11 protein-coding genes, 1 rRNA gene and 1 pseudogene (1 of these 13 running past the window's edge) are annotated in these 12,500 nt (G+C 36.4%); 7 read left to right on the top strand and 6 right to left on the bottom strand.

The genetic code is table 11. The features are described from left to right. The 3 genes from FLY87_RS05940 to FLY87_RS05930 all read left to right on the top strand — a co-directional run. Positions 1 to 847 (top strand): 23S ribosomal RNA (locus FLY87_RS05940) (it extends 2,110 nt beyond the left edge of the window). Positions 848 to 1,008: 161 nt separating this feature from the next. Further along, positions 1,009 to 2,448, top strand: a complete 1,440-nt coding sequence (locus FLY87_RS05935; RefSeq protein ID WP_012545267.1) for a sigma-70 family RNA polymerase sigma factor — start codon at positions 1,009 to 1,011, stop codon at positions 2,446 to 2,448. Further along, on the top strand, positions 2,445 to 4,271 hold the full coding sequence (locus FLY87_RS05930) for a transketolase (protein WP_012546388.1): 1,827 nt from the start codon (positions 2,445 to 2,447) through the stop codon (positions 4,269 to 4,271). Before FLY87_RS05935 ends, FLY87_RS05930 begins: the two co-directional genes overlap by 4 nt. On the opposite strand, the gene FLY87_RS05925 is transcribed toward FLY87_RS05930, so the two are convergent. The 6 genes from FLY87_RS05925 to tolQ form a co-directional block, all read right to left on the bottom strand. Continuing rightward, positions 4,218 to 6,176: a sugar phosphate nucleotidyltransferase gene (locus FLY87_RS05925; protein WP_141266587.1), complete on the bottom strand. Its 1,959-nt coding sequence runs from the start codon at positions 6,174 to 6,176 to the stop codon at positions 4,218 to 4,220. The genes FLY87_RS05930 and FLY87_RS05925 overlap by 54 nt on opposite strands. A gap of 139 nt (positions 6,177 to 6,315) precedes the next feature. Further along, on the bottom strand, positions 6,316 to 7,497 hold the full coding sequence (locus FLY87_RS05920) for an exo-beta-N-acetylmuramidase NamZ domain-containing protein (protein ID WP_141266585.1): 1,182 nt from the start codon (positions 7,495 to 7,497) through the stop codon (positions 6,316 to 6,318). Beyond that, positions 7,494 to 8,681 (bottom strand): PD40 domain-containing protein, encoded by a 1,188-nt coding sequence (locus FLY87_RS05915; protein ID WP_141266583.1) that lies wholly within the window; start codon positions 8,679 to 8,681, stop codon positions 7,494 to 7,496. Before FLY87_RS05915 ends, FLY87_RS05920 begins: the two co-directional genes overlap by 4 nt. Beyond that, a complete protein-coding gene (locus FLY87_RS05910) occupies positions 8,678 to 9,310 on the bottom strand; it encodes an energy transducer TonB (RefSeq protein ID WP_012545642.1) in 633 nt (210 codons plus the stop codon). Before FLY87_RS05910 ends, FLY87_RS05915 begins: the two co-directional genes overlap by 4 nt. Then, positions 9,307 to 9,711 carry a protein TolR gene (tolR, locus tag FLY87_RS05905; protein ID WP_012546534.1) on the bottom strand — a complete coding sequence of 135 codons (405 nt, stop codon included), beginning with the start codon at positions 9,709 to 9,711 and terminating at the stop codon, positions 9,307 to 9,309. The genes FLY87_RS05910 and tolR overlap by 4 nt, the downstream gene beginning before the upstream one ends. Continuing rightward, complete coding sequence (gene tolQ / locus FLY87_RS05900; protein ID WP_028842577.1) at positions 9,699 to 10,322, bottom strand: protein TolQ; 624 nt, start codon at positions 10,320 to 10,322, stop codon at positions 9,699 to 9,701. The genes tolR and tolQ overlap by 13 nt, the downstream gene beginning before the upstream one ends. A gap of 139 nt (positions 10,323 to 10,461) precedes the next feature. On the opposite strand from tolQ, the gene htpX reads away from it, so the two are divergent. From htpX to FLY87_RS05880, 4 genes and pseudogenes are all read left to right on the top strand, one after another. Then, positions 10,462 to 11,310 carry a zinc metalloprotease HtpX gene (htpX, locus tag FLY87_RS05895; protein WP_141266581.1) on the top strand — a complete coding sequence of 283 codons (849 nt, stop codon included), beginning with the start codon at positions 10,462 to 10,464 and terminating at the stop codon, positions 11,308 to 11,310. Further along, positions 11,310 to 11,807 (top strand): 5-(carboxyamino)imidazole ribonucleotide mutase, encoded by a 498-nt coding sequence (gene purE, locus FLY87_RS05890; protein ID WP_012544997.1) that lies wholly within the window; start codon positions 11,310 to 11,312, stop codon positions 11,805 to 11,807. Before htpX ends, purE begins: the two co-directional genes overlap by 1 nt. Positions 11,808 to 12,012: 205 nt before the next feature. Further along, complete coding sequence (locus FLY87_RS05885) at positions 12,013 to 12,318, top strand: DUF2325 domain-containing protein (RefSeq protein ID WP_012546147.1); 306 nt, start codon at positions 12,013 to 12,015, stop codon at positions 12,316 to 12,318. After that, positions 12,315 to 12,500, top strand: a pseudogene (locus FLY87_RS05880) (porin); the annotation flags it as partial. The gene FLY87_RS05885 and the pseudogene FLY87_RS05880, both read left to right, overlap by 4 nt.

The following is a 12,500-nucleotide window of genomic DNA, read 5'->3' as shown; positions in this document are numbered from 1 at the left end:
ACCCCGTGCACCTTTACTACAGCTTGGCAGTGAGTTCTGGCAATACATGTGTAGGATAGGTGGGAGGCTATGAAGCAGGAACGCCAGTTCCTGTGGAGCCGTCGGTGAAATACCACCCTTGTGTTGTTGGGGCTCTAACCGTGAGCCGTTATCCGGTTCCGGGACACTGCCTGGCGGGTAGTTTGACTGGGGCGGTCGCCTCCTAAAGAGTAACGGAGGCGTCCAAAGGTCTCCTCAGGCTGGACGGAAACCAGCCGTTGAGTGCAAAGGCGTAAGGAGGCTTGACTGTGAGGCTGACAAGCCGAGCAGGGGGGAAACCCGGGCTTAGTGATCCGGTGGCTCTGTGTGGAAGGGCCATCGCTCAACGGATAAAAGGTACGCCGGGGATAACAGGCTGATCGGTCCCAAGAGTTCATATCGACGGACCGGTTTGGCACCTCGATGTCGACTCATCGCATCCTGGGGCTGAAGTAGGTCCCAAGGGTTGGGCTGTTCGCCCATTAAAGCGGTACGTGAGTTGGGTTCAGAACGTCGTGAGACAGTTCGGTCCCTATCTGCTGTGGGCGCAGGAGACTTGAGGGAGGCTGCCCCTAGTACGAGAGGACCGGGGTGGGCGGACATCTGGTGTTCCAGTTGTCGCACCAGCGGCAATGCTGGGTAGCTATGTCCGCAAGGGATAACCGCTGAAGGCATCTAAGCGGGAAGCCCATCCCAAGATTAGGTCTCCCGTCCTGAGGAAACTCAGGACCTAAAGGCTCCTGGTAGACTACCAGGTTGATAGGCTGGAGGTGTAAGCATCGTGAGGTGTTTAGCCTACCAGTACTAATAGGCCGTGAGTCTTGACTTACTCTTTTATTTCTTCTTGTCAAAAAATATTTTATAGAAAGAGGAAGGGTTAATTCCCTTTCTCTTTTTTATTTATTTTTTTATTTAAATTATTAAAAAGGGGTTGAATTTTTTTAAAAAATTAGTAAGATTGAAATATAAAATATTTTATAGAGGATTAATATGAAGGAAAGAGATATTTTTGAAGAAATTGTAAATCTTGGCAAAAAAAGGGGAAAACTCACATATGATGAAATTAATGAAGCCCTGCCGTCAGAATACTATTCTCCTGAGGAGATTGAGGACCTAATAGATGTTTTAAGTGATATGGGAGTGAGAGTAGTTGATGAAGACGAAGAAGAAGTATTTTTAGAAGAAGAGGAAGAAATTGAAGAGGAAGAACATGTAGAGGATTTAGTTCAAGCATATTTTAATTCAATGGGAGATATTCCAATACTTACCAAAGAAGAGGAAGTAGAACTTGCTAAAAAACTTCAGGAAGGAAAAAGTATAATTAAAGAGACGGTGATGGGACTATCTCTTTATCAAAAAATTTTAGAAGAAATAAATAAGGAGGAAGATTCTGAAACTTTAACTGAAGAAGATAAAGCTGAAGAAGCATTAAGCAGAACAATTATTCGTTTAGAAAATTTAATAAATGATATTGAAAAGATAGAACAAAAAATCAAAGAGTATGGTTCTTTAAAAGAGTTGCGTAAACAAATAAATGAGAAAAAGAGAGTAGGTGAAAATACAAAACAATTAGAAAATCTTTATAAAGAAATTCATGCAGAGATTAAAAAAATTGAAAATGAATCAGGACTTAAGATAGATGAATTAAAAAATATTTGGCAAAAGATATATAAAGCTAAATGCCTTGTTGAAGATACAAAAAATGAATTAATTACGAGAAATTTAAGACTTGTTGTGAATATTGCAAAAAACTATGTTGGAAGGGGACTTCCTCTTCTTGATTTGATAGAGGAAGGCAATATAGGACTTATGAAAGCTGTTGATAAATTTAAGTATGAAAAAGGATTTAAGTTTTCTACTTATGCAACTTGGTGGATTAGACAGGCTATTACGAGAGCTTTAATTGACCAAACTAAGACAATAAGGGTGCCTGTTCATATGATGGAGTTCTATAATAGAGTTACTAAAGCTTCCCGTGAACTTACTCAACAACTTGGTAGAGAACCAAATAATGAGGAAATTGCTGAAAAACTCGGAGTTCCTGTAAGAAAAGTAGAAGAAGTTTTCAGAGCTATACAGGATCCTATAGGACTTCAAACGCCTATAGGAGACGAAGATACAGAGTTAGAAGATTTTATTGGAGATAAAACATCCCCTTCTCCTGTTTCAGAAGCTGAAAGAACAGAGCTTAGTGAGCATATTCAGCGAATTTTGAAAACTCTAACCCCAAAAGAAGAAAAAGTAATAAAAATGAGATTCGGAATTGGTGAAGATAGAGATCATACACTTGAAGAAGTTGGAAGATATTTATCTATTACAAGAGAAAGAGTGCGGCAAATTGAGACAAAAGCTTTGAGAAAACTTAAACATCCAAGTAGAATGAGACTTCTTAAGATGTTAACAAGTGATATTGTAGAAAACAAAAAGTGAGTTATCTAACAGAAATAGCAAAGCTTTTAAGGTATTATATTCTCAAATCAACAACTCAGGCAGGTTCAGGACATCCCACAACCTGCCTTTCATCAGTAGAACTCATGGCAAGCCTCCTTTTCGGAGGCTTTTTTCATTTTGATGCAGACAATCCTGATGCTCCAAACAATGATAGACTAATATTTTCAAAGGGACATGCTGCGCCACTTCTTTATTCTCTCTGGACAGTGGCTGGTAAACTCACAGAGGAAGAGCTTCTTACCCTGAGAAAATTCGGCTCTCCCCTTGAGGGGCATCCTGTAAGAGCATTTCCATATTCAGAGGCTGCAACAGGCTCACTTGGACAGGGACTTTCAATCGGAGTTGGAATGGCAATAAATGGAAAATACATTGATAGACTTCCTTATAGAGTATTTGTTTTGCTTGGTGATAGTGAAATGGCTGAAGGCTCTGTATGGGAGGCAATTCAGCTTGCCGCGTACTATCAGCTTGACAATCTCATTGGAATAATTGATGTAAACAGGCTTGGTCAGCGCGGTGAGACAATGTATGGACATGACCTTGATGCCTATGCAAAGAGAATTTCTGCATTTGGATGGAAAACAATATGCATTGATGGACATGAGTTTAATGAGATTTTTAAAGCCTATGAGGAAGCATTAAAAAGCGATGCTCCTACAATGATTATAGCTAAAACAATAAAGGGTAAAGGAGTCTCTTTTCTTGAAGATAAAGAAGGCAGACACGGAGTGGCACTGACTGAGGCGGAGTTTAAAGAAGCTATAAAAGAACTCGGTGAAGTAAAGAAAGTTACAGCTTTAATAAAAAAGCCTGAGGAGTTGAATCCTAATCCTAAACCCATAGAAATAAAGGAATTCAGCAAAAGATACAGTTTCGGTGAAATGGTTGCAACGAGACGTGCCTATGGTGAGGCTCTGGTTAAGATATTTCCTGAGTTTCCAGATATAGTTGTTTTAGATGCAGAGGTAAGTAACTCAACATATGCAGAGATATTTAAAAAATATTATCCTGAAAGATTTTTTGAATGCTTTGTGGCAGAGCAGAACATGGTAGGTATGGCTGTAGGGCTTGCGTTGAGAGGAAAAATTCCCTTTGTCTCAACCTTTGCAGCTTTTCTTGCCCGTGCCTTTGACCATATTAGAATGGCTCAATACAGTGAGGCAAATATTAAGTTTGTTGGCTCTCACGCTGGTGTCTCAATTGGCCAGGACGGACCAAGCCAGATGGGGCTTGAGGACATAGCAATGATGCGAAGCATTTTAAATAGTGTGGTGCTTTATCCAAGTGATGCAGTATCAACAGAAAAGCTTGTAAGAGAGGCTGCTAAACACAATGGAATTGTTTACATTAGAACTACACGCTCTGCCACACCTGTGATTTACAGTTATGATGAAGAATTTCCTATCGGAGGGTCAAAAGTTTTGAAAGCATCAGATAAAGATTTATTTACAGTTGTAGGAGCAGGAATCACACTACATGAGGCATTGAAGGCTTATGAAGAATTAAAAAACAAAGGGATTTACATTAGAGTAATTGACCTTTACAGTGTAAAACCATTGGATACTAAGACTCTGAAAAAAGCACTTTCTGAAACAAAGGCGATAATAACAGTTGAAGACCACTATCCAGCAGGTGGAATCGGAGAGGCTGTAAAAGCTGAGATAGGCTCTGACAGAGTTTATAGCCTTGCTTGTAGGAAAACCCCAAAAAGTGGTACACCCGAAGAACTTCTTGATTATGAAGAAATTTCAGCAAAAGCGATAGTGAGCAAAGTTCTTGAGCTTACGAATAAGATTTCTTAAATTTGGTAATTCTATAGGGCTTTCTTCTATATCTTCCATAAGTAATTTTATTGCTTGAGGAATGAATTTGAGGAAGTTTCTTTTGCCTCTCTTTAGGGATAAAAAGCCGTAAGCACCAAGTGCTTGCATGTGTCTTTGGATTCTGCACAGGGAGAGTTCCTCAAGAAAGGCTAAAGGCGGAAGGTTGGCTAAAGAATTAAAAGCTCTCTCAATGTAGTAATTTACAAGTTCCTGCCTTATCTTATCATTTAACTCTACATAAGGGTCCCAAAGCAAAGAGGCTATGTCATATGCTGCTGGTCCACATCGGGCTGATTGATAGTCAACAAAGTAGACTTCATAATTGAGAGAAGATTTCTCGGCACTTTGTGCCTCGGAATGACAGGAATTGAGTGACTTAAGCATAATGTTTTGGCTTTGCAAGTCTCTGTGAAGGATTACTTTTTTTGCTTTTGAGAGTTTTTCTGCGATGAGATGTAGTTCTTGCTGTAAGTCAGCCAGATATGTGTCTCCAATGGTTGATAAATTGAGTTTAAAAACTCCCTCCACGCATTCTTTCAAAAAATACTCACTTTCCCATATAAAATAGGCATAGTCAAACTCTGGTAAAGTTCCTTCTAATTCCTTTGCTTCAGAGGAGATTTTCCAGTGAAGATGCACAATGTGTTCAATTATTTTTTTGTATACATTGAGTATTTCTTCGCTATTTCTTTTGCATTGTAACCAGCTGTAAAGGGTTAGGTCTCCTAAGTCTTCAAAGATAATTAATTTTTGTTCTTTACTTACATTAATTATTTCAGCAACAGGAAAGCCTTTTTGTTTTAGGAACTTTCCAATGGTAACGGTTTTATCAAACTCTTGATTTATCTCATTCCATTGGCAAAAGACATTATCATTTTCTCTAAAATAATTTCTCGTAGAGCCTCCATGAGTGAGTATCTCTTTTTTACCCTGCCAGTTAGAGATGGAAAGCATAAAATCTTTACCTACTATGCAGTTTGAAATCAGGGTAGTTTCAGGTGAAAAATCTGTCTCAGGCAGAATGATAATGTTTTTACCTATAAAAGATTTTTTGATTCTTACATTTCTTTCAATTACTATGTTTCCCTGAGGTTCTATAAGTTCACATCCAGTTGAAGTAGGATGAACATAGAGGGATGTAAAATTTCTCTTTAATTTATCAAAGACTGCACGGGCAAACCCTTTCGGAGTGCCTATGTCATACCAGAAGCTATATTTTGCTGGAAAGACTTTTACTTTCAATCCCTGAGCCTTAGCTTTTAACCATAAATCAATGACTGATGAATGACCCTCTGGCAGAAGTTCTAAAACTTCAGGATTGTATATAGCCACTCCTGTGAAGGCAAAAAGAGACTGAAGGCTGAAGGCTGAAGAGTTAATTCCAATTAAATTGTCTTCTTCATCAACAATTAGTTTGTTGTCTGGTGGACAGTTATGCACTAAGAGAGTAATACTATTCCCTGAATCTATATGCCACTTTATTGCCTCTTTTAGATTTCCATCCCAGTAAATATCACCATTGTGAACGAGGAAAGGGCTGTCTTTGAGAAAATTCCTTGCATTATAAAGTGCTCCACCTGTGTTTAAAATTTCTTTTTCATGAAAAACTGTAAGAGAAAAGCCTCGTTCTTTTATGTCTTTTATGTATTGTTCAATCTCTTTCGCTTTATAGTGAAGATTTATCCCTATGCGTTCTATACCTGAAGACTTCAAAAAATTGTAAACATAATCAAGTAAAACCTCACCTGCAATGGGGAGAAGTGGTTTTGGAATATACTCTGTGATTGGTCTTAGTCTTTTTGAAAATCCAGCAGCAAGAATGAAGCCCTTTATGCTTTGAGTTAAGAATTCGCTGTCTTTCGCTCCTGAGATATCTTTTGACATTTCTAAACTCGCTCAGCTACAGTCGCAAAACTCGCCTTTCAGGCTCAAATAGTTGCGACTGTTTTACGCTCCGCTCGTTAAGAAATGTTACCAAAAGATATCTAAACTCTATCAATCCAGCTCATCCTCAAATCTAAAGTTATTCATAAAGCAAATATCTATTCCTAACTTTTTCAAAGGCTAATACTTCCTCGTTCCACCAGTCTTCTATATCTTTCAATGGCGTTCCTTTTTCAATATTTTTTCTTAATCTATCAGAGCCAGAAAGTATGTCAAAGGGAAGCTTTTCAAATTCATACTCATAGGGAGGTTGTCTCCATAAATTCACTTCTGGATAAAGTTCATGTATGGCAAGCAAAATCGCAACAGCGGTTTTAAAAGGTTTAAACTTTTCTCTATCAATAACATGTATTTGCGCACCTCCACAGAGTTCACCTGAAAATTTATTGAAAGTAGGAGTAAAGTAAAGGGGTCTAAAGATTACACCTTTTAGCTTAAAATCTTTAAGCCTTTTTACAAGTTTTTCAGGCTCAATAAAAGATGCACCGAATATTTCAAAGGGTCTTGTTGTTCCTCTTCCCTCACTGATTATTGTTCCTTCAAAAAGGCACATTCCGGGATAAACTGTTGCTGTATCCAAAGTTGGCATATTTGGTGAGGGCATTACCCACGGAAGTCCTGTTTGATCAAACCATTGATTGCGTTTCCAACCTTTAAGGGGTATAACAGTGAGGTCAAGCTTTGGATAGAAATTGTCCTTAAAATACAAAGCAATCTCGCCAATTGTCATTCCGTGCCTCACTGGCAGATGATGAAGTCCAACAAAGGATGAAAAATCTGGCTTGAGCACAGGTCCTTCAGTGAGATGCCCCCCAATTGGATTTACTCTGTCAAGAACTACTAAGGGTTTTTCAGCTTCCTCACAAGCTTCTATGCATAAAGCCATTGTCCAGATAAAAGTATAGTATCGAGCTCCTACATCTTGAAGGTCTATTATGAAAATTTCAATATCTTTAAGCATTTCAGCAGTAGGTTTCCTTGTTTTTCCATAAAGACTATAAACAGGTATTTTTGTGTTTTTATCAACAAATCCTTCCCACTCAATCATGTTGTCCTGAGTATTACCGAATATTCCATGTTGTGGTCCGAATAAGGCTGTTATTCTTACTTTTTTGCTTTCAAGCAAAATATTCTTTGTATGAACAAGTTTTTTATTTACAGAAGCAGGGTGGATTAGCAGACCCGCCCTGAGTCCATAAAATCTTTTAGGAAGTATATTTTTAAATCTGTCTATTCCTGATTTAATCTTTTCTATTCTCATTTTGAGCAGTATGGAAGATATCCTATAGTCAATGGCTTTTGAATTAATCCGTCTTGACTTATAAGATATATTTCTTTTTTGCCTCTTCTATCTGACATGATTGTTAAAAAATTGCCATCAGGACAAAAAGAAGGTTGTTCATTATTCCCTTCTTTTGTTATTTGATTTTGTGTTCCTGATAGTAAATCAAGAATATAAATTTGGAAACCTCCTACGAGAGAGGAAAAGGCAAGCTTGCTTCCATCAGGGCTTATTGAAGGCTCAGTATTATATCTTCCTTGAAAAGTTATTCTTCTTGCTCCTGCTCCCTCAACGGCTTGATAAATCTGGGGAGAGCCTGCTCTGTTTGAAACAAAAAATATCTGGGATGCGTGCCATCGCGGAGAAGACTCAATCCAACGGGAAGAAGCAACGGTTCTGCTTTTCCCTGAAAGATCAGTTATCTTTATTTGTGATATTTCTCCATCATTTTCAAGATAGATAAACTTAGAATCTCCAATTACATCTCCAAGTTGAAGTAATGCCTTGCTTTTTATTATTTCTTTGTTTAATCTTGTTGAAAGGTCATAAATTTCTATATGCCAAAACCTTCCTTCAAGGGATGAATAAAAAATTTTATTTCCTCTCAGGACAACTTTTGAAATTATATCCCTTCTAATTCCTGTATCATGAATAGTTTTTCCATTCCAATTACTTATAAATATTCCCATTGATTTAGAAAATTTTTTTATAAAGATAAAACGATTAAAAAAAGGTGCTTTTTTGCCTGTCAATAGCTTGTATATATCAGAAGAAATGAGATTTCCTGTATATTCATTGTCATTCAGAGGATATTCTTTTGCGAAGATTGGTGAGGAGGCGGTAACCGTAAACACTTGAATTGAAATTTTATTTAAAGTTTCTGCCCTGACAACAATTTCAACATCAGAAGATTTCCATAAAGAAGGATCAAATCCTTCCCCTTTATACGGGAAAGGTCCGTAAATTCTGAAATACTCGATAAATTCAAGATTTTCCTTCACTGTATTAAATAAAACAGGAACTTTTTCAAATCCTTCCATTGCTAAAGTAAGTTTTTTTATGCCAGGCTGTGTTATGTCAAGATAAATTTTTTCTGCAAATACTGGACCAATAAAAACAATTGAAATAATAAGAAATAGAGTTGCTATCAATCTTAATTTCATGGTTTAAACCTCAATCCAACCACTACTTCACCCTTAGGAGGAGGAAGCGGTGAAGAGTTTTTAAGAGCTTTGATTACGGAAGAATCAAATAATGTATTTCCTGAACTTTTTTCAAAACCTTCAATAACAATTTGTCCATTTAGAAGAATTCTGACTGAAATCACTGCTTCAAGATTTTTAGGAATAGTATCAGGAATGTTCCAGTGATGCCTTATTAAGCTTGAAATTACTGTTAAATAACTTGATGAAATGCCTTCACCTTTAATATTTTGTTGACCCTTTAATTCAATAGAACCTGATTGAATTTTATCAAGAATTTTCTTTTTAGCTTTAAGGGCATCAAGTCTTTCTTTAAGGAGTTGTTCATCTTCTTTTGTTATTTTCCGTGTTTTTTCAGTAGAGTTCTCTGAAAATGTTTTTTGTTTTATCTGTGCAATGTTTTCTAAGGAGTTTTTTTCATCTGTTGAGGAAACTGTCTGCAATGTATTGTTTGTTTCTTCAATTAAAGTTACGTAGGTTAGATTTTTAAAATCCTTAACTGAGTTTCTTATGCCGAATATTAATAATAAAATAAATAAGCCATGAAAAAAAATTGATAAAAAAAGAGAGGAATAAATCTTATTTGTCATCGAGTTTCTTTTGGTTCTGTTACCATTCCTATTTTTTCTATACCTGAAGCTTTAATTTCTCCCATAACTTCAGCTACAATCCCATATGGAACATCTTTATCAGCTCTTAAAAGTACAGCAGCATTAGTTTCCTTGTATGTGGAAAGCAATCCAGGCAGGTCATCCTTATGGATTATTTTATCATTTAAAAATATCTTCCCTTCTTTGTTGATAACAATATTGATTTTTTCAGTTTCTTCCAAGCTTTTTCCTTTTGCTTTTGGAAGATTAACATCGATACCTTGTTTTAAAAGAGGAGCTGTAATCATAAAGATAATGAGCAATACAAGCATTACATCAACTAAAGGAGTAACATTAATGTCTGCTATTGATGACCTTCTGCGTGGTGTTAATCCTGCCATGGGTATTTTAAAAGAGTTTCAGAAAAGTCTTGAACTTCATTTATTATTTTGTTTGCCTGTGATGTAAAGTAATTATAGGCAATTACTGCCGGTATCGCTGCAAAAAGACCAGCAGCGGTGGTAATTAGTGCCTCTGCGATGCCTGGCGCAACAGTTGCAATAGAGGCAGAGCCTTTGATCCCTATACTTCTGAAGGCATCCATGATTCCCCACACAGTCCCAAAAAGTCCTATAAAAGGAGTTGTTGAACCAGTTGTTGCAAGAAAGCCGAGATAACTTTCAATTTTATTTGCTTCATCAGAGGAATATTTTTTTACTATAGCGTCAAGATTAACGGGATTCCTACCTTGCGTTTCAGCAAAGACTGCTCTATAAAGAGATGCTATAGGACTTAATTCAAATCTTTTAGCTAAAGAAAAAAGTTCCTTTGTTCCATTAGAATTAATAAAAGCATCAAAGAATTTTTGATTTTCTTTTTTCATGTTTTTGAACATTTTCCATTTATAGAATATAATAGCCCAAGAAAATATAGAAAAGAAAAGAAGTATCAGTAAAACAGATTTTGCAATAAAGCCAGTTTGCTTTATAAGGTCAATTACTGTAGGTTCCATAAACAAAATATTAGAACATCCAAATCATAAAAGTCAAATACAGTTGGCAAATACCTTAAATCTTTGACTTCTCTTTGTTTTTTATGTTAATTTTTAAAAAGAAGGAATTTAACAAATAAGCTTTTAAGGGGGTGTATATATGCATACATTGAAAACTCTTGTTTTAATGGTTTTTCTTACAGTATTCTTTATCTTTGTGGGTTCACTGATTGGAGGCAAACAGGGGGCTACTTTTGCTTTAATTATGGCTCTTGGAATGAACTTTTTTGCTTATTTCTTCAGTCATAAAATAGTGCTTGCTATGTATGGTGCAAAAGAAGTTTCAGAAGCTGAAGCCCCTGAACTTTACAACATTGTAAGAAGACTTGCACAAAAGGCAGAACTTCCTATGCCAAAAGTTTACATAATAGATTCTGAACAGCCAAATGCTTTTGCAACAGGACGTTCACCAAAGCATGGAGTTGTTGCAGTTACAACAGGCATTATGAGAATACTCTCTCGTGAAGAACTTGAAGGAGTTATTGGTCATGAGCTTGCCCATATTAAGCATAGAGATATACTAATAAGCACAATTGCTGCTACTATTGCAGGAGCTATTTCATATCTTGCACAGATGGCAATGTGGGCAAATATTTTTGGCGGAAGACATGATGACGAGGAAGGTGGAGGGCATCCAATCGTTGCGCTATTAATGATGATAATAGCTCCATTAATTGCTATGATAATACAGCTTGCAATAAGCAGGTCAAGAGAATACGCCGCAGACGAGGACGGTGCAAGGATTGCAGGAAATCCACTTTATTTATCAAATGCTTTACGTAAACTTCATTATGCATCTCAGGCAATACCTATGGATGCAAATCCAGGCACTGCACATATGTTTATTGTGAATCCTCTTTCTGGAAAAACATTGATGAAGCTTTTCAGCACCCATCCACCGATTGATGAAAGAATTGCTCGTCTTGAGGCTATGGCAAGGAGATACTAATGGCAAAAGTATTGATTTTAATGGGTAGTGACAGTGATTACGATATAATGAAAAAAGCTGTAAAGGTTTTTAAAGAGATGGATATCTCATTTGAAATTGATATATGTTCTGCCCATAGAACACCAGACAGAGCTAAAAAGTATGCTGAAGAAGCTGAAGAAAAAGGCATTGAGGTAATCATAGCAGCTGCTGGCATGGCTGCACATCTTGCAGGGTTCATTGCAGCTCATACAGTTATTCCTGTTATTGGCGTTCCTGTTGCAAGTGGTGCATTAAACGGGTTTGATGCATTGCTTTCAACTGTACAAATGCCTCCGGGAATACCTGTGGCAACAGTGGGAATAAATGGTGCTGAAAACGCAGCATATCTTGCATGTGAGATTTTATCTTTGAAATATCCAGAAATAAGAGAAAGAGTTAAACTGAAAAGAAAAGAAATGTATGATAAAGTTCTTGAGAAATCCGAAAAAATAAGAAAAGATTTAACAAATATTTAAGCTCTCTAAATTCAATATTTTCTTATCTTTTATCGTCATACACATAAAAAATCCATAGAAAATCTATAAAAAATCTCATTAATTTAATCCAATATAACTTATTTATATTTTTAAAATTTAATAAAAAAATATTGACAAAGTTTTATTTTTTATTTAAAATTAGACTATTAAAACTTTATTAAAATAATAAAACAAGGAGTTTAAGATGAGCATTCTATTACTTGGAGGAATGGACAGACTTGAAAGACACTATTTAAATGAAGCAAACCAGAGAGGTATTAATCTCAAAGTGTTCACAAAACCGACAAAAGAGATAGGCAGGAAGATTGGCAAGGTTGATGCAATAGTCATATTTACTGATAAGGTATCGCACTCCATTAAACATGAAATTATAAGTTTTGCCCGGGCAAAAGGAATACCTTTTTTTATGTATCACAGTTGTGGACTTTGCACCCTCAGAAAATGTCTTGATTCCATTAAAAATCTAAAACAAAAGGGAGGATTGGCATGAGAAGTTTAAGGTATGTTTTTGCAGTTTTTTGTATTTTATTTGTTCCTTTTAACTCTTATGCAGTAGACATCACGGACAAGCTATCTATTTCAGGGGCAGCAACGGGAGTTTACCAATGGTTAAACAAAGCTCAAGGGGATGTGCATAACAAAGACCGTGGTTCAGCAGTAATTGATTTTAAT

The organism is Thermodesulfovibrio sp. Kuro-1, assembly GCF_006538445.1.
Taxonomy (GTDB): Bacteria; Nitrospirota; Thermodesulfovibrionia; order Thermodesulfovibrionales; family Thermodesulfovibrionaceae; genus Thermodesulfovibrio; species Thermodesulfovibrio yellowstonii.
The sequence above is the reverse complement of the archived record's forward strand: the minus strand, read 5'-3'. Positions and strand labels throughout refer to the sequence as shown.

Coding starts and splice junctions, on each gene's coding strand:
- tolQ (WP_028842577.1), bottom strand. CDS start 10,322: ATGGAACCTACAGTAATTGACCTTATAAAGCAAACTGGCTTTATTGCA.
- purE (WP_012544997.1), top strand. CDS start 11,310: ATGGCAAAAGTATTGATTTTAATGGGTAGTGACAGTGATTACGATATA.
- FLY87_RS05935 (WP_012545267.1), top strand. CDS start 1,009: ATGAAGGAAAGAGATATTTTTGAAGAAATTGTAAATCTTGGCAAAAAA.
- tolR (WP_012546534.1), bottom strand. CDS start 9,711: ATGGCAGGATTAACACCACGCAGAAGGTCATCAATAGCAGACATTAAT.
- htpX (WP_141266581.1), top strand. CDS start 10,462: ATGCATACATTGAAAACTCTTGTTTTAATGGTTTTTCTTACAGTATTC.
- FLY87_RS05915 (WP_141266583.1), bottom strand. CDS start 8,681: ATGAAATTAAGATTGATAGCAACTCTATTTCTTATTATTTCAATTGTT.
- FLY87_RS05910 (WP_012545642.1), bottom strand. CDS start 9,310: ATGACAAATAAGATTTATTCCTCTCTTTTTTTATCAATTTTTTTTCAT.
- FLY87_RS05885 (WP_012546147.1), top strand. CDS start 12,013: ATGAGCATTCTATTACTTGGAGGAATGGACAGACTTGAAAGACACTAT.
- FLY87_RS05925 (WP_141266587.1), bottom strand. CDS start 6,176: ATGTCAAAAGATATCTCAGGAGCGAAAGACAGCGAATTCTTAACTCAA.
- FLY87_RS05920 (WP_141266585.1), bottom strand. CDS start 7,497: ATGAGAATAGAAAAGATTAAATCAGGAATAGACAGATTTAAAAATATA.